General features: G+C 55.4%; 14 protein-coding genes and 2 tRNA genes. 6 read left to right on the forward strand and 10 right to left on the reverse strand.

Features of this window, described 5'->3' with window-relative positions; translation table 11 throughout:
- The first annotated feature begins 5 nt into the window (after positions 1–5).
- The 3 genes from nrdE to DCC27_RS09450 are packed head-to-tail and all read left to right on the forward strand — an operon-like array spanning position 6 to position 3855.
- Positions 6–2162, forward strand: a complete 2157-nt coding sequence (gene nrdE, locus DCC27_RS09440) for a class 1b ribonucleoside-diphosphate reductase subunit alpha (protein WP_110110657.1) — start codon at positions 6–8, stop codon at positions 2160–2162.
- A 33-nt stretch (positions 2163–2195) separates the two neighbouring features.
- The gene (gene nrdF / locus DCC27_RS09445; protein ID WP_110099183.1) at positions 2196–3221 is read left to right on the forward strand and encodes a class 1b ribonucleoside-diphosphate reductase subunit beta; all 1026 of its coding nucleotides are present in this window, start codon (positions 2196–2198) and stop codon (positions 3219–3221) included.
- 58 nt (positions 3222–3279) lie between these two features.
- On the forward strand, positions 3280–3855 hold the full coding sequence (locus DCC27_RS09450) for an NADPH-dependent FMN reductase (RefSeq protein ID WP_210403469.1): 576 nt from the start codon (positions 3280–3282) through the stop codon (positions 3853–3855).
- 476 nt (positions 3856–4331) lie between these two features.
- On the opposite strand, the gene DCC27_RS09460 is transcribed toward DCC27_RS09450, so the two are convergent.
- The 10 genes from DCC27_RS09460 to dnaA all read right to left on the reverse strand — a co-directional run bounded on the left by DCC27_RS09460 (position 4332) and on the right by dnaA (position 15459).
- Positions 4332–4407: transfer RNA gene (locus DCC27_RS09460), tRNA-Ala, on the reverse strand.
- A gap of 6 nt (positions 4408–4413) precedes the next feature.
- Positions 4414–4539: a hypothetical protein gene (locus DCC27_RS12685; RefSeq protein ID WP_255410756.1), complete on the reverse strand. Its 126-nt coding sequence runs from the start codon at positions 4537–4539 to the stop codon at positions 4414–4416.
- 26 nt (positions 4540–4565) lie between these two features.
- Positions 4566–4642, reverse strand: a tRNA-Ile gene (locus DCC27_RS09465).
- Between the two features lie 72 nt (positions 4643–4714).
- Positions 4715–5311 carry a DUF3566 domain-containing protein gene (locus tag DCC27_RS09470; protein WP_110110659.1) on the reverse strand — a complete coding sequence of 199 codons (597 nt, stop codon included), beginning with the start codon at positions 5309–5311 and terminating at the stop codon, positions 4715–4717.
- Positions 5308–7824 carry a DNA gyrase subunit A gene (gene gyrA / locus DCC27_RS09475; RefSeq protein ID WP_246840165.1) on the reverse strand — a complete coding sequence of 839 codons (2517 nt, stop codon included), beginning with the start codon at positions 7822–7824 and terminating at the stop codon, positions 5308–5310. The genes DCC27_RS09470 and gyrA overlap by 4 nt, the downstream gene beginning before the upstream one ends.
- Positions 7825–7960: 136 nt before the next feature.
- Positions 7961–10045 (reverse strand): DNA topoisomerase (ATP-hydrolyzing) subunit B, encoded by a 2085-nt coding sequence (gyrB, locus tag DCC27_RS09480; RefSeq protein ID WP_199223051.1) that lies wholly within the window; start codon positions 10043–10045, stop codon positions 7961–7963.
- Positions 10046–10314: 269 nt separating this feature from the next.
- Positions 10315–10911, reverse strand: coding sequence for a DUF721 domain-containing protein (locus DCC27_RS09485; protein ID WP_246840083.1), 597 nt, complete (start codon positions 10909–10911; stop codon positions 10315–10317).
- Positions 10912–12093, reverse strand: a complete 1182-nt coding sequence (recF, locus tag DCC27_RS09490) for a DNA replication/repair protein RecF (RefSeq protein ID WP_110110661.1) — start codon at positions 12091–12093, stop codon at positions 10912–10914.
- Complete coding sequence (gene dnaN / locus DCC27_RS09495) at positions 12093–13223, reverse strand: DNA polymerase III subunit beta (protein WP_110110694.1); 1131 nt, start codon at positions 13221–13223, stop codon at positions 12093–12095. The genes recF and dnaN overlap by 1 nt, the downstream gene beginning before the upstream one ends.
- A 697-nt stretch (positions 13224–13920) precedes the next feature.
- On the reverse strand, positions 13921–15459 hold the full coding sequence (dnaA, locus tag DCC27_RS09500; protein ID WP_110110662.1) for a chromosomal replication initiator protein DnaA: 1539 nt from the start codon (positions 15457–15459) through the stop codon (positions 13921–13923).
- A gap of 431 nt (positions 15460–15890) precedes the next feature.
- On the opposite strand from dnaA, the gene rpmH reads away from it, so the two are divergent.
- From rpmH to yidD, 3 genes are read left to right on the forward strand one after another with little or no spacing between them, the layout of a single operon-like run.
- On the forward strand, positions 15891–16028 hold the full coding sequence (gene rpmH / locus DCC27_RS09505; protein WP_110100922.1) for a 50S ribosomal protein L34: 138 nt from the start codon (positions 15891–15893) through the stop codon (positions 16026–16028).
- 54 nt (positions 16029–16082) lie between these two features.
- A complete protein-coding gene (gene rnpA / locus DCC27_RS09510) occupies positions 16083–16496 on the forward strand; it encodes a ribonuclease P protein component (RefSeq protein WP_208392264.1) in 414 nt (137 codons plus the stop codon).
- Between the two features lie 3 nt (positions 16497–16499).
- Positions 16500–16877: a membrane protein insertion efficiency factor YidD gene (yidD, locus tag DCC27_RS09515; protein ID WP_110100920.1), complete on the forward strand. Its 378-nt coding sequence runs from the start codon at positions 16500–16502 to the stop codon at positions 16875–16877.
- Positions 16878–16882: the final 5 nt, after the last annotated feature.

Here is a 16882-nt window from a genome sequence, read left to right on the forward strand (position 1 = left end):
ACGGTATGACGATACCCACCACGGATGCTCCTGAGGTCACCGGAATCGGTGAGCGCAGGGACTACCACGCACTCAACGCCGAGCTGAACCTGTTTGCTGCTGACGGCTCGATCCAGTTTGATAAGGATCGCCAAGCAACCCAGGCGTACCTGGATCAGCACGTGGCCCCCAACACCAAACGCTTTGATTCAGTGTGGGAAAGACTGCACTGGTTGGTGGACAACGACTACTACGAGAAAGATTTCCTCGCCGCGTACTCAGAAGAGTTCGTCACCGCTGTATACGAGCGTGCCGAGAACGCCGGTCACCGTTTCCAGACCTTCTTGGGCGCCTTCAAGTTCTTTACAGCGTACGCTCTGAAAACCTTTGACGGATCCCAGTATTTGGAGGGGTACCCCCAGCGAGTCGCTACCACGGCTCTATACCTGGGTCACGGGGACGAAGTATTGGCTACCCAGCTGGTTGATGAGATGATGTCTGGCCGTTTTCAACCGGCTACGCCCACCTTCCTCAACGCCGGAAAAGCCCAACGCGGTGAACTAGTTTCGTGCTTTTTGCTGAGGATGGAAGACAATCTGGAATCCATTGGTCGCAGTGTCAACTCTGCGCTACAACTGTCTAAACGGGGCGGCGGAGTAGCGCTACTGCTGTCAAACCTTCGTGAGGCGGGGGCGCCGATCAAGAAGATCGAAAACCAGGCTTCCGGAGTTGTTCCCGTGATGAAGATCCTGGAAGACTCATTTTCCTACGCCAACCAGCTAGGGGCACGCCAAGGCGCAGGTGCGGTGTATCTACACGCCCACCATCCCGATATTCTGCGGTTTCTCGACACCAAGCGTGAGAACGCCGACGAGAAAATCCGTATCAAGACGCTTTCTCTTGGTGTCGTCATCCCGGATGTGACGTTCCATCTTGCCAAGGCTAATAAGGACATGAACTTGTTCAGTCCCTACGACGTTGAGCGCGAATACGGAACCCCACTATCAGACCTGTCAGTCAACGATCACTATGACGAGCTGGTCGCCAATCCACGGATCCGCAAGTCCACCATCAAGGCCCGTGAGTTCTTCAAAACCCTGGCTGAGCTACAGTTCGAGTCCGGTTACCCCTACGTACTGTTTGAAGACACGGTCAACCGCGCTAATCCACTACAGGGCCGGATTAACATGTCCAACCTGTGCAGCGAAATTCTGCAGGTAAATACACCATCTCGCTACGATGGCGCCATCGGCTACCAGGAAGTCGGTCGTGATATTTCGTGCAATCTGGGTTCACTAAATATCGTCGCGGCGATGGCCTCTCCGGATTTCAGTGCCACGGTGGAGACGGCCGTTCGGGCACTCACCAGTGTCTCAGATCAGACGAACGTGGATGCTGTTCCGTCAGTAGCTGCCGGTAACGAAGCCTCACACGCCATCGGGCTAGGCCAGATGAACCTGCACGGCTACCTGGCCTCTCAACGCATCCATTATGGTTCCGAGGAGGGCATTGATTTCACCGACATCTACTTCCTGACTGTCACCTATCATGCCTTGCGTGCCTCCAATCGGCTGGCGATTGAACGTGGGAAGGCCTTCGAGGGTTTCGAAACCTCGTCCTATGCCGACGGTAGCTATTTCGACAAGTACACCGAGAAAGAGTGGCAGCCAGCCACCCAACGAGTCCGGGATCTGTTCGCGAGCGCTGGGGTCGCCATCCCGTCGCGCGACGACTGGGAGAAGCTGCGTGACTCGGTGACCGAACACGGGATCTATAACGCGTATCTGCAGGCCATCCCGCCCACGGGTTCCATCTCGTATGTCAACAACTCCACCGCCTCGATCCATCCGGTGGCGGCCAAGATCGAGATCCGTAAGGAGGGAAAGCTCGGCCGAGTCTATTACCCGGCACCGCATATGACCCACGACAATCTGGAGTTCTACCAAGATGCCTACGAGATTGGATACGAAAAGATCATCGACACCTACGCCGCCGCGACACAGCACGTGGATCAGGGGCTGTCGTTGACGCTGTTCTTCCGAGATACCGCCACTACCCGGGACATTAATAAGGCTCAGATTTATGCCTGGCGTTCCGGTATCAAGACTCTCTACTACATCCGATTGCGCCAGCCGGCCCTGGGAGGCACAGAAATCGAGAACTGTGTCTCCTGCGCCCTGTAACCACTGACCACCCTCTCTGTCGAAAGAAGAACGATGACTGCGACCCACTCCAACCGTCCACTCACCGAAATCTCCGTGACCCCACCGTCCTACCGCCACGACCCCACTGCCCGGTTGCGCCCGATTAACTGGAACCGCGTCGACGATGAGAAAGATCTCGAGGTCTGGAATCGACTCACGGCAAATTTCTGGCTACCAGAAAAAGTGCCCCTCTCCCATGACATTCCCGCCTGGCAGAAGCTCACCGAAGAAGAACGCACCTTGACCATGCGCGTCTTCACGGGGCTCACGATGCTCGATACCGTCCAGGCCACCGTCGGGGAGATTTGTCAGATTCAGGATGCACGCACCGAGCATGAAGAGGCGATCTATACCAATATCGCGTTCATGCAGTCCGTACACGCGCGCTCCTATTCATCGGTATTCACGACTCTGACCTCAACACCGGAGATCGACAATGCCTATCGGTGGGCGGTCAACAATGACCTGCTGCAACAACGGTGCAAGAAGGTGTTGGCTCACTATTATGGCGACGACCCACTGAAACGCAAGGTGTCCTCGACCCTGTTGTCGTCACTGTTGCTTTATGCGGGTTTCTATCTGCCGTTGCATTTCTCGGTCCACGCCACGCTGACCAATACTGCCGATATGATTCGGCTGATCCTGCGTGATAAGGCAGTCCACGGGTACTACTCCGGCTATAAGTACCAACGGGGCCTGGAAGCCCGCACGGCTAGTCAACAGAAGGAAATGCGAGAGTTCACCCTCAACCTGCTGGACGATCTCTACGAGCTAGAGCTGCAATATTCGGGTGAACTCTATGAGCCTCTGGGACTGATGGATGACGTTGCCGTCTTCGTGCGGTATAACGCCAATAAAGCACTGATGAACCTGGGGTATCCGCCGCGCTTCTCGTCAGAAGAAACCGAGGTCAATCCCGAAATCCTGGCCGCTTTGGCTCCCGGGGCGGACGAAAATCACGATTTCTTCTCCGGGTCTGGTTCCTCCTACGTGATCGGCACAGCCGAGGATACCAGCGATGACGACTGGGACTTCTAAGTTCGACCCCCAACCTGTTAGCCAATGAGTACAAGATGAGTACACGAAAGGAATTCTGATGACCAAAAACATTTCCGTGCTTGTCGGTAGTCTGCGTCGTGGCTCTTATGCCCGCAAGATCGCCCGCAATGTGCTTGACTACTTCCCCGACGGCTATAACGCTCAAATCGTGGAGATCCGGGATCTGCCCCTCTACGATTTCGACTACGATGACCCGGAGGTCCCTGATAAACCGACCCCTGAGCAGTACACGAACTTCCGGAATACCATTAAAAATTCCGACGGTGTCTTGTTCGTCACCGCAGAAAATAACCGCACCATTCCGGCCTGCTTGAAGAATGCTGTTGATATCGGTTCCAAGCCGAATAATGATGTCGTGTGGAAAGGTCTTCCCACCGGCATCATCAGCCACTCGGTGGGACGTATGGGTGGCTATAGCTCACAGAAGAATCTTCGGTTGGCCCTGTCTTACTTTGACATGCCCACCCCCGGCCAGCCCGAGGTCTTCTTGCCGCAGTCACCGACTCTGCTTGATGACAACGACCAATTTGTCCAAGACTCCACTGTTGAGTTTCTTCAGGACTACGTGAAGCGTTTTGTCGAAATCGTCGAAGAGGTGGCACATAAGAAATAAGCCACAGAGCAAACTCCTACGACGGCGGCAGTTCCAGGATCGGTGTGTTCGTCATATCGCCATGACGAGCGTGAGAACTGCACCAATGATGATACAGCATCTAGATCACGGGTGCGAATAAACGCTTGGTTCAATCATCTCGTCATCATCAGAATGCTTTCGATCAGGATGCCGTTCGGAAGAGCTGGTCAATGCTCAATCCGTGCTCGTCGTGCAGGACATCAGCATTGCCGGTGACAGAGACGAGAGCTGAAGATTTGTTCGGGAGTCGACCTGGCACGGAGTCGGAGAGGGCTCCCGAGAGGGCCGCTTCTTGCGACTGGAGCTCAGCGACCGGATCCTGTGCGAGGTCGTTTCGGACTTGAGGCAAGGCTCGTGGGTTTTTGATGACCTCAGTGATCATAACGAGGTTCGCACGCCTGAAAACCTAGTCATGTCACCCACATAAAAAAGAACCGCACCATCGTGCGGTTCTTTGGTGGAGGTAAGGGGACTCGAACCCCTAACCCTCTGCTTGCAAAGCAGATGCGCTACCAGTTGCGCCATACCCCCAAGTGTTTAGTTGGGTGGGACCTCATCAGTCGCCTCTTCCCAGATAGTCCGGGTTTTCACGTCTCGGGCGATGACAAATCCTAACGCACCAGCTCCAAGCGCCACTGCGAGGGTCACGATGAGTTTCTTCATGTGATCTCCTGTGGTCTTGGTGTCGGTGGTGGGCGTACCAGGACTTGAACCTGGGACCTCTTCGTTATCAGCGAAGCGCTCTAACCGCCTGAGCTATACGCCCGAACCTATCTCGAGGTCGCCCTCAAGACGAGAACCTACCTTACCCGGAATTTAACAGAACTCCAAATCCGGTTCAGTCATCGGTGAGCGTGACGCCCACACCTCCAACGAGGGAGGCTGAAATGTTGTAGATCAAGGCTGCCAGGATGGACAGCAACGTAATTAAGACCACGTTCACCACGGCAATAATGGTCGACACGGAGGCCACCTGGCTGAGTGAGACGAGCTCTTGGATAGTCTGTCCACCGCCCTCAGTGCCCAGGATGGTTCCGATCAGGGCGTTGACCTCGTCGAAGATGCCGGTCAAATCCATCACGGTCCACAACACCACGCCGGCCACCACGGTAACCACACCGAAGGCAACGGAGAGCAGGAAGGAGATCTTCAACACCGACCACAAGTCAATCTTGGCGAGTACCAGCTTGGCTCGACGCACCTTGGCTTTCGGTGCAGGACGCACCAAACCTTTGGTATTCTTCTTGCCTTTAGGCGCGTTCGACCCCGCAGTGGGCTTTGTGCCAGCTGGGGCAGCCGGTGCTACTTTCTTCGGACCTTGAGTCTGACGGGCAGGTTTTTTGCCCTGCGGGGCTGTTCTGACCTGCTGTTGAGGGACTTGAGGTGGCTGTCCAGAGGGCTTTTTCTGTGGCCCTGGAGTGCTCGATTGACTCACGACTGTCCTTCCTCCGTACGGTGATCAGTTTCCAAGGCTACTTCAGAATTCTGATCAGTGGGCTCAAGACCGACAGTGTCCGGCGTCTTGTCAACATTGTCCACATCGGGTTCTTGATCAATCGGGTGGTTTAGCGCCACGGCAACAATGGAATCCTTGGGACCTGGCTTGGCAAAGATGACGCCCATGGTGTTGCGACCTCGGATCGGCACCTGCGATACCGCTGAGCGGACCACGTTACCGGACTTCATGACCACCAGCACCTGCTGGTCTTCGGTGACCACGAGTCCACCGACCAGCCCACCACGGGCTTCTTGCAGGTTGGCGACCTTAATGCCGTAACCACCGCGGTTCTGCAACCGATACTCATCAGCTGAGGTGCGCTTGGCGTATCCGCCATCGGTGACTGTGAAGATATAGGAGTCATCACAGATCACGCCCATGCTCAACAACTCGTCATCGTCCTTGAATTTCATGCCGGTGACACCCGAGGTGGCCCGGCCCATGGGACGCAACGCCTCATCGGTTGCGGTGAACCGCAGGGACTGACCGTTACGAGAGATCAACACCAGATCATCGTCGGCGCTGACCAGTTGGGCTGCGACCACTTCATCGTCTTCGCGCAATTTGATCGCGATGACACCGGCAGTGCGTGGCGAGTCGTAATCTTCCAAGCGGGTCTTTTTCACCAGTCCCTGCTTGGTGGCCAGCGCCAAGTAGGGCTGATCCTGGTAGGTCTTCAACGTCAGGACCTGGGCAATGTATTCATCGGGCTGGAAGGCCATCACATTAGCCACGTGCTGACCCTTGGCATCGCGACCGGCCTCTTGCAACTCGTAGGCCTTGACTCGGTAGACGCGACCAAAGTTGGTAAAGAATAAGATCCAGTGGTGGGTGGAGGTGGTGAAGAAATGCTCCACCACGTCTTCACCCTTTAGCTGTGCACCGCGGACACCCTTACCGCCACGGTTCTGAGCGCGGTAGTGGTCGATCCGGGTGCGTTTGACGTAACCGCCACGGGTAATGGTGATGACCATTTCCTCTTCGGGGATAAGGTCCTCCATCGACACGTCACCGTCATAACCATAGAGGATTTCGGTGCGACGCTCGTCGCCGTGGCGCGCGATGATCTCACTCATTTCTTCGGAGATGACCTCGCGCTGACGGATCGGGGAGCCCAGGATCTCATTGTACTCGGCGATCTTGGCCTGAAGCTCGTCGTATTCATCCTGAATATTCTGCGCTTCTAGCGCAGCCAGTTGCCGCAATTGCATCAGCAGGATCGCACGGGCCTGATCATCATCGATGTCCAGTAGCGTCTTGAGTTCTTCACGGGCGACATCGGCCGAGGCCGAGGCGCGAATGGTCGCAATAACCTCATCGAGCATGTCCAGAGCTTTAAGCAGACCACGCAGAATGTGGGCGCGTTCTTCGGCCTTGCGTTTACGGTAGGCGGTACGACGCACGATGACATCGACCTGGTGTTTCACCCAGTAGTGGATGAACCCATCCAGCGACAGGGTCCGCGGGACTCCATCAACCAGTGCCAACATATTGGCCGAGAAGTTTTCCTGTAGAGCGGTGTGCTTATACAGGTTATTCAACACGACCTTGGGCACCGCATCGCGCTTGAGCACAATGACCAGCCGTTGTCCGGTGCGACCCGAGGTCTCATCGCGCAGATCTGCAATGCCGGACAGCTTGCCGTCCCGGACCATTTCGGCGATCCTGGAGGCCAGATTATCTGGGTTGGTCAGATACGGTAGCTCGGTGACCACCAGGCAGGTTCGGCCCTGGATCTCCTCGACGTTAACCACTGCGCGCATGGTGATCGAACCACGCCCGGTCCGGTAGGCCTGCTCAATACCCTGGTGGCCCAAGATCTGTGCCCCGGTCGGGAAGTCAGGACCTTTGATGCGTTTCAGCAGTTCTTCTAAGAGTTCTTCCCGACTGGCTTCGGGGTGGTCCAAATACCACTGGACACCATCGGCCAGTTCCCGCAGGTTATGTGGCGGGATATTGGTGGCCATTCCGACCGCAATACCCGAAGAGCCATTGGCCAACAGGTTCGGGAACCGGGCAGGTAGCACCGTGGGTTCTTGTTGCCGACCGTCGTAGTTGTCCTGGAAGTCCACGGTATCTTCGTCAATATCGCGGACCATCTCCATAGCCAGGGGGGCCATTTTGGTCTCGGTATACCGTTGGGCGGCGGCACCGTCGTTGCCAGCTGAACCAAAGTTGCCCTGACCCTGGGCCAGTGGGTAGCGCATCACCCAGTCTTGGATCAGACGCACCAGCGCACCGTAGATGGCCGAGTCACCGTGGGGGTGGTAATTACCCATCACGTCACCGACCACACGGGCCGACTTAGAAAAGGAGCGGTCCGGACGGTAACCGCCATCGTACATGCCGTAGAGCACACGGCGGTGGACCGGCTTGAGACCATCACGCACATCCGGCAGAGCACGTCCGACGATCACGGCCATGGCGTAATCGAGGTAGGAGCGTTTCATCTCCGACTCGAGATCGATGTGTTCGACCTTGTCTTGATTGATGATCTCTGGAGGTAGTTCGTCACTCACGCTGTTTTAATCCTTGGGTTTTCCAACACGGGCTTCTTCGGACTCGCAGGCAGCACGCGATCTCTGATTAGATATCGAGGAACCGGACATCCTTGGCGTTTTGTTGAATGAAGTTTCTGCGAGATTCCACATCCTCGCCCATCAGCATCGAGAAGACCTGATCGGCTGCGGCAGCGTCATCCATGGTGACCTGTAGCAACGTGCGGTTCTGCGGATCCATAGTGGTTTCCCACAGTTCCTGGTAGTCCATCTCTCCCAGCCCCTTATACCGCTGGATGCCGTTCTCCTTAGGCAGCCGCCAGTTCTTCGCCAAACCGGCTTCCAACCGGTCATCACGTTCTGCATCAGAGAACACGTAATCGTGGGGCTGATTCGACCACTTAATCCGGTACAGCGGGGGTTGGGCCAAGAACACATGACCGCGTTCGATCAGCGGGCGCATGTAACGGAAGAGCAGGGTCAACAGCAAGGTAGTGATGTGCTGACCGTCCACATCCGCATCCGCCATCAACACAATCTTGTGATAGCGCAACTTCTCGATATCGAATTCTTCACCGATACCGGTACCGAACGCGGTAATCATGGCCTGAACTTCCGCGTTCGATAATGCTCGATCTAGCCGGGCCCGTTCTACGTTCAGGATCTTGCCACGCAGAGGCAGAATGGCCTGGGTAATCGGATTGCGACCCTGCTTGGCCGAACCACCCGCAGAGTCACCCTCGACAATGTAAATCTCGCACTCTTCGGGACTCTTTGAGGAGCAGTCCGAGAGCTTACCGGGCATGCCGAAGGATTCCAGCGGAGACTTCCGCCGGGCTTGATCCCGAGCTTTGCGGGCTGCCAACCGGGCCTGGGAGGCCAGGATGGCTTTGCGAATAATCTCTTTAGCCGGCGCGGGGTTGCGGTCTAACCAGTCGGTCAGTTCGGAGGTGATCACACCCTGGACGAAACCGCGGGCCTCGGAGTTGCCGAGCTTGGTCTTGGTCTGGCCTTCAAACTGTGGCTCGGAAAGTTTCACTGAAATAACTGCGGTGAGTCCCTCACGGATATCGTCACCGGTGAGGTTATCGTCTTTATCCCGCAACAATCCGTTGTCTCGAGCGTAACGGTTGATCAAACCGGTCAAGGCCGCGCGGAAGCCTTCTTCGTGGGTACCACCCTCGTGGGTGTTAATGGTGTTGGCGTAGGTGTAGACCGATTCAGAAAAAGCAGTGGTCCACTGCATGGCCACTTCCACAGCCATCTGGCGATTTTCGTCCTCGGATTCGAAGGCGATAATGTCCTCGTGCACCGTTTCGGTGCGCTTGAGTGAGTTGAGGTGCTGCACATAGTCGAGCAGGCCATCTTCGTAGTAGTAGCTCACCGAACGCTGTGAGGGGGTGTCTTCGGTTTGACCTTGCTCGGCCAATCCGGCTTCATCGGGCTGATCTTGCGCAGCACTGGCGCCGACGATCTCATCAGACTGGACCTCATTGGAATCCAGATTGCGCTCATCGGTCAGGGTAATCCGTAGGCCCTTATTCAAAAACGCCATCTGCTGGAAGCGGGCGCGCAACGTCTCAAAATCGAACTCGACGGTTTCGAAGATCTCCGGGTCCGGATAAAAGGTCTGGGTGGTACCGGTCTGCTCCGTTTCTTCCCCGCGTTCCAGTTGCTGATCGGTGTGACCGCCGTTGTGGAAACTAATTCGCCACACATAACCCTGGCGACAGATCTCGGTATAGACCCTGGTGGACAACGCATTCACCACGGAGACACCCACACCATGCAAACCACCAGAGACCGCATATCCGCCGCCACCAAACTTGCCACCGGCGTGCAGGATGGTCATGACCACTTCAACCGTCGGCTTGCCCTCAGTGGGATGCAGATCGACCGGAATACCGCGGCCATTATCAGAGACCCGCAGGCCACCATCGGCCTGAATGGCCACGTCGATGGTGTCGCAGTATCCTGCCAGGGCTTCATCGACCGCATTGTCGACGACCTCGTAGACCAAATGATGCAGACCCCGGGAAGTGGTGGATCCGATATACATACCGGGCCGTTTACGAACGGCTTCCAAACCTTCCAGGACGGTAATGTCTCCGGCGTCATAACTGTGATCCACTTTGGATAGTCCAGCTGAGTCCGGTTGGTCTGGTTGAGACAGGGTCTCTGGCTGTTCATCGGCCACGGTCGACAGGGGCTCCTCGATCGGAAAAATAGGACTTTTGGCAACGATAACTCGCCGCGCACATCCCGTTATTCTACGCCATCAAGTCCGATCCACGGAAAAAATCGGGCCCTCAGTGGAGAAAACATGCCCAAATCGTGACATAACGGCCGCTTCGGCGTGATGGTAGAGCTTCTTCTGAACAGCATCTCGACCTCGCTGGTGCTAGCCCGGCAAATCCGCGTTGAGCGAGATCCTGGGATGGGTTATCCGTAGGTGTCGCGCGGACCTCGACCGCGCACTACCCGGGGGCCTTTACGCCAGCTGGGGGCAGCGGGTCCGTTAATGGTGATCTCTCGTACCACCTCACGACCCAAAGCCGTATTGATCCGTTGTAGGATCTGGGCAGACATCAATCGCAATTGGGTGGCCCAGCTGGTGGTCGAACACCGTACCACCAGCACCGCGTGCTCGAAACTTTCGATCTGACAGTGTTCAGCCACCTGTGGTCCGACCAGGTCCTCCCACCGTCCCAAGACCGATCCGACCGCGACCGGTTCTTTCCAACCCCGGTCAGCGACCAGACCCCCGAAAAGCTCATCAAGGGATTTGACTTTCGGTAAGGGCGAGGTGAATTGATTATCAACGTCAGCGGCAGCTCGCCGGCGCACCGATGGGGCCCGTCGTGTTCCCCGGCGCGAAGAACCTCGCCGGGACCGGTGCACGTTCGGGTCGGGGTCGCCGGGGGTATATCCGGCTTGGGAGACGGTGCGACGTACTCGTTGTAGGGCGGCAAATGCCGCGTCAATTCTGTCGTGGTCCACCCCGCTGACCGCATCGAATTCATCTGCTGTCATCATCATCTAGTCCTCTGGCCCGTTGGTCTCCGTAGTGTGCACCTGGGAGATCCCGTGATCGCAGCGCACTGGGAACCGCGGACCGTGAAGTGTGTGCGGCACATCCTCGGCCACCGCAGCGGTGACAATCACTTGATCAGCCTCGGTGGCGATCTGGGCTAATTTGTCACGCCGTTGGGCATCGAGTTCGGCGAACACATCGTCGAGAATCAAGATGGGTCGGTCCTGGCCACCGGGCCGATCCTCGGCGAGCACCTGATAGCTGGCCAGTCGCAAACCAAGCGCAAAAGACCATGTTTCCCCGTGGGACGCATAGCCTTTGGCCGGGGCAGGCCCCAGCGTGAACTGCACGTCATCACGGTGAGGCCCCACCAAGGTCAGTCCGCGATCTTGTTCCTGATCATGAACGGCCTGCAACTCCTGATGCATCGCTTCAGCCAGAGCAGTTTCGTCCGGGACCACCGGGTGTTGCCCGGTAGCTAATCCCACGGTGGATTCGTAACTGAAACCGGCATCTTTCATACCCGGTGCTAGCGCTTGATAGGCGGTCTGCAGAGGCTGAGCCAAGAGCTTCAAGACGTGTAACCGTCCCCAGAGAATTCTGGCGCCGGCCTGGGCAAGATATTCGTCAAAAACGTGACGGGTGCTTTCTTCATCGGCACCCCATCGGCGGGATTTTTTTGCGGACTTATACAGGGCATTGCGCTGTTTTAACACACGCTCGTAGTCCCGCCGGGCATCGGCCATGACTGGTCGAAGCTGCACCGTGAGGTCGTCGAGAAAATTCCGACGCACCGAAGGATCTCCGTTAATAAGGTGCAAATCTTCCGGAGCAAATAAGACGCACCGCACTAAACCCAAACCCTGCTTGGCCGGTTGCGGTGCTCCACGGTTGATGGACACCCGATTGGATTTGCCAGGATTGATCTCCAGGTCGATACCGACAGCACGTTGATCGTGGTGAATGCGGCCTCGGATATGGGCTTGGTCTGCGCCAAAGCGAATCAGCGGTCCATCGTGTGACACCCGATGCGAATGATGGGTAGCTAAATAATTTATCGCCTCGGCGATGTTGGTCTTGCCGACCCCGTTGTATCCCACCAGGACATTGGTACCTGGTTCGAAAGTCAGGTCCAGTTGCTGATAGGACCGAAAGTTTGTCAGTGAGAAAGCCGAAATGTAGACCATCACTCAGCGATGCGAATCGGCATGACCAGATAGCGGAAGTCCTGGAGTTCCGCTCCTTCGGGTTCACTCTGACCGGTCAGCAATGCAGGTTTAGGAGCGGTGGTGAAGGCAAAGTGGGAGTAATCGGCATTGACGACGTTGAGTCCCTCAAGCAAGTAGGTGGGGTTGAAGGCCACCGTGATGTCGTCTCCCAACAGTCGGCACGGCACCGATTCATTCGCCGAGGCATCATCTCCTGCCCCGGCGTCAAGGTAAACCTCGTTGCCGGTGAACGCCAAACGCAACGGAGTATTGCGTTCCGCGACCAAGGCCACGCGCTTGACCGCATCAATTAAGGGCGTTGATTCCACCACTGCGTGGATCGGACTGGACTCGGGAAACAGGGCCCGAATCTTCGGGTAATCACCATCAACCAACAGGCTGGTGGCACGACGGCCACCGGACGAGAACCCGAGGATCTCGGTTCCTGAGTCGCTCTGATTGAGTCGCAACGACAGTTCGCCACCACCACCCAAGGACTTGGCAACCTCGGACAGTGTGCGAGCTTTAACCAACACGGAGGTCGACATTTCCGGATCGGTTGGTGTCCAGGTGATTTCTTTCATGGCCAATCGGTACCGGTCGGTGGCCAGAAACGTCATCTGGTCCCCGTCGATCTCAATCTTCACCGCAGCCAGGACTGGCAGAGTGTCATCTTTAGAGGCTGCCGCGGTGACCTGGTGAACTGCTTGAGCGAACGTGTCACCGTGGACCGTTCCCGAAATGTCAGGTAGCTCAGGCAAAGTCGGGTACTCACTGACCGGCATCGTCGCCAGGGCAAATCGCGAATTCCGACACGTCAGAACAACTTTGGAGCCATCGAGCTCGACGGTGACGGGTGCATGAGGAAGAGATTTGACGATGTCATTGAGCAATTTGCCGGAAACCAGAATCTGTCCCGGCTCTTCGATATCGGCTTCGACTTCCAGTTGTGCGGAGGTTTCATAATCGAAGCTCGCGATGGACACGAGTTGATCTTCGGCTGTGATCAACAATCCCGACAGTACAGGTACTGGTGGGCGAGGGGACAAGGAACGAGCAGCCCACGATACTGCGTCGGTGAGGACGTCACGCTCGATAGTGAACTTCAGGCTCGGGCTGCCACTACTGGCCGAGTCTGTAGAGAACTTCTCTAGACTGAACGTCACGCTGCTCTGCCTCTCATGATCGGGTTTATCGCACACCTAAATGGCGTGACTACGAGCTCAATAATGACAGAAATGAGCTCATGAGTCATTGCAAGCTTAGCGGATTGTGAGTTTTCATGTGATCCGCTGTGAACAGCTTCTCGGTTCCTCTTCTGTCGTCGAAGCAAACGCGAAGTGTCTGGAAGGTTGTTGTTCTGTAGATGGGGATTTTTAAGGGTAAGTGGTGTTAATAAGTCCTGTGGATAATGTGGATAAGCGGTTGCTCAGCGCTCATTCTGCGGTTGAATTTGTGGAGGGTCGCGTGGAGTGTGCTCGTGTGGGCTGGGGATTGTCGTGGAGTTTCGCGACTTGGCTGTTCAGCAGATTCACAGGGAAGAGGGGGAGTATCCAAAGGGTTTTGGTATTTCTCCCCGTTCTATCCCCAGAGTTATCCACACCTGTTTATGGGGGTTGAATGTTGTGTGTGGATAATTTGTGGATATACCTGGACGATTGTGGATATATGGTCTCCAGCTTTGGACAAATCTCCGTATTTGGCGGGTTTAACGGTGTGGACCAACATTCAAGTTGAACTTGAGGTGAATAAAAGAAAATCTTCAAGCTGAGAGTGACTTGAATATCACAGGGGTATCTCTAGCGATTAGTTGTGCTTATTACGTGCTGCCTGTTTGATGAGGTTGGTTAGCTCCATGACTTGGTTATAGATCGTGCGACGTTCACCCATCAGGTCACGAATCTTTCGGTACGCGTGCATCACGGTGGTGTGGTCTCGTCCGCCAAGCTCTGCACCGATGCGTGGTAGGGACATCTCCGTTAGCTCACGGAGTAGGTACATCGAGATCTGCCGGGCATTGACCAATTTTTTGGTTCGAGATTTCGATTGCAACTCTTCGAGTGTGAAACCGAAGTACTTCATGGTCTCGTCAAGGATCAATCCAGACGTAATCTCCTGGGAATCGGCATCAGGGATCAAGTCCTTGAGAACATGCTCAGCCAGAGAATAGTCAATCGGCTGACGATTCAACGAAGCGTAGGCAGCAACGCGAATAAGTGCGCCTTCCAGCTCGCGAATATTCGTCGAGATCCGTGAAGCGATGTACTCCAGGGCATCTGTGGGGACATAGAGACCGTCAGATTCCGCCTTCTTATTCAGAATCGCGATACGAGTTTCTAGATCTGGCGGTTGAATATCTGTGGTGAGACCCCATTCGAAGCGGGACCGTAGTCGTTCTTCGAAACCCGAAAGTTGCTTCGGTGGTAGATCAGAGGTAATTACCACTTGCTTATTGTTGTTATACAGAGCATTGAAGGTGTGAAAGAACTCTTCAACCGTAGCTTCTTTATTGGCCATGAACTGAATGTCATCGATCAGCAAGATGTCGACGTTTCGATAGATCTGCTTAAAGCTGGCACCCTCATCATGACGAATGGAGTTAATAAAGTCGTTCGTAAATTCTTCGGAATTTACGTACCGGACTCGCAGACCGCGATAAAGCTCCTGGGCGTAGTGACCGATGGCGTGTAGCAGGTGAGTTTTACCCAGCCCAGACTCTCCGTAAACGAACAGCGGGTTATAGGCCTTCGCCGGGGCTTCAGCCACCGCATTGGCTGCCGCGTGCGCAAATCGATTGGACGAACCTGTGACAAATGACTCGAAGTGGTATCGAGGATTCAACCGAGTACGTTCTTCTGAGTCTGCCGGGGTTGCATCAATTGTTTCAGGTTCGGGACTAGGAGCCGGGTTCGTTCTGGCGCTCAGTACCGTGGTGGGGTTCGAGTAATCCTGGTCATGACGTGGTCGAATCGAGTCCTCTGTCGCAAACCGTCGCGCAGAGTTATCAACGTAGTTATCCACAGCGTGATGCCGATCATAAGAAGGTTCGGAGGAGCGAACTGGTTCCGCGGTGACAGGTTGCAGACTTGCATCAATCGAGAAGGCGCAACGGAGATCAGTTTGAAAGACCTTGTGCAGGGCCTGGCTCAGAGTAGCTTGTAATTGGCCCTCAAGAACTTGTCGAGTGAGTTCATTTGGCACGGTGAGAAGAAGTGTGTTCCCAATCAGCCCTTGAGGCACTGCCAGATCCAAAAACCCCATTTGACGTGCACTGACTTGTCCTGTGTCTTTGATCTCTTGGACAACGTGACGCCACGAACTTGTGATTGAGTCATCTGGAACCACGAGACTCTCCTCTTCACGACCGCTGTGGTCGTGATGTTAGTGACCTATCGTAACTGCTGTTGTGGACTGTCCAGTTCAGGCCGTGAGACCGCCCTGGTCCCATGACCACGAGGGGGTCTGAACATGAACAGGACAACTGGTCGTGCCAACGACCAGTGGTAATAGCCTAGCGTGATCACGCGGGAAATGAGAGTTATGCACAGTGTTATTCACAGCATGTGCGAAGGTTGTTGAGAAAGTGTATCCTCGTGGATTTGACGCATCGATCGGAAAGTAACTATTCTTGACAGGTCTGTGTTCGTGCTACCGCGTAGCGTAGTGCGCTATTCAAAGACCAATGACCTTGAACTGACACCGAGTTCATTAACGCCTGGTGGATGACTGACGTCCTGGGTGTACGGTGCAAGACCATATAGCTTGGAGAATTAACCATGAGTAAGCGGACTTTTCAGCCGAATAACCGCCGTCGCGCTCGCAAGCACGGTTTCCGTGCTCGGATGCGGACCCGGGCCGGTCGTGCAGTGCTTTCAGCACGTCGGGCCAAGGGCCGGGCGCGCGTTTCTGCCTAACTATTTTGATCCTTTAGCGCAGTACCTGCCGGTCGTGATCGCGTGTTGCCACGAATGAACCGGATCAGAAAGGGCAAGGACTTTTCACGGACAATTCGTTCCGGCACCCGCGCTGGGGGCCGGAACATTGTCGTATCTGTGGCTTTTCAGCAACAGAGTGAGAATCCTGAAGGTCTTAGCCCAACGCGGGTGGGATTCATCACCTCAAAGGCAGTGGGCAATGCGGTTACGCGCAAAACCGTACAACGACGCTTGCGTGCTGCTGTAGCCAGTCTTTTCCAAGAGGACCACTTCCCCGTGGGAGATCATTCTTCACCTGCGCAAGATGTTGTGATTCGTGCTCTGCCTCGGTCAGCTCAGGTTGACTATCATGAGTTAAGGTCCGATGTGGCTGGCCAATGGCTACACGCGATGAAGAAAATGGCCCAGCGTGACAGAACAAGCATGACAGAAATGGCAGAAGACTAAGGTATGCCCGTTGAATCGCCCTACATCACGTTAAGCCCGAGAAAGCAGTGGGGTCGGTTTCGTGCCCTGCCTTCTGATGCTGTTGCCTCGGTGCTTATAGCGTACCGGGCTGTGATCTCGCCACTGTATGGTCAAGTGTGCCGATTTTTTCCGAGTTGTTCGGCCTATACACTCGAAGCTGTCTATCGACACGGTGCCATTAAAGGAATGGGCTTAGGCATGTGGCGAATTCTTCGTTGCCACCCGTGGCAGTCTGGTGGAGTTGATCCGGTTCCGCCAAGTCATAGAGTTTGGCCAGAGGGTAAATTGCCCAAGATCATTAGACTGAATCACCCGCAAGTACCGGAAGAACCCGGCTCACACACAGCAGAGGAAAACTGAACGCC

It is taken from the genome of Auritidibacter sp. NML130574 (assembly GCF_003185725.2).
Taxonomy (GTDB): Bacteria; Actinomycetota; Actinomycetes; order Actinomycetales; family Micrococcaceae; genus Auritidibacter; species Auritidibacter ignavus.

Bases quoted from the DNA above. Each gene is read 5' to 3' on its own strand.
- DCC27_RS12685 (WP_255410756.1), bottom strand. From the start codon at position 4,539: ATGAAGAAACTCATCGTGACCCTCGCAGTGGCGCTTGGAGCTGGTGCG.
- recF (WP_110110661.1), bottom strand. From the start codon at position 12,093: ATGGTCTACATTTCGGCTTTCTCACTGACAAACTTTCGGTCCTATCAG.
- rnpA (WP_208392264.1), top strand. From the start codon at position 16,083: ATGAACCGGATCAGAAAGGGCAAGGACTTTTCACGGACAATTCGTTCC.
- DCC27_RS09485 (WP_246840083.1), bottom strand. From the start codon at position 10,911: ATGATGATGACAGCAGATGAATTCGATGCGGTCAGCGGGGTGGACCAC.
- nrdF (WP_110099183.1), top strand. From the start codon at position 2,196: ATGACTGCGACCCACTCCAACCGTCCACTCACCGAAATCTCCGTGACC.
- nrdE (WP_110110657.1), top strand. From the start codon at position 6: ATGACGATACCCACCACGGATGCTCCTGAGGTCACCGGAATCGGTGAG.
- yidD (WP_110100920.1), top strand. From the start codon at position 16,500: ATGCCCGTTGAATCGCCCTACATCACGTTAAGCCCGAGAAAGCAGTGG.
- rpmH (WP_110100922.1), top strand. From the start codon at position 15,891: ATGAGTAAGCGGACTTTTCAGCCGAATAACCGCCGTCGCGCTCGCAAG.
- gyrA (WP_246840165.1), bottom strand. From the start codon at position 7,824: ATGAAACGCTCCTACCTCGATTACGCCATGGCCGTGATCGTCGGACGT.
- DCC27_RS09450 (WP_210403469.1), top strand. From the start codon at position 3,280: ATGACCAAAAACATTTCCGTGCTTGTCGGTAGTCTGCGTCGTGGCTCT.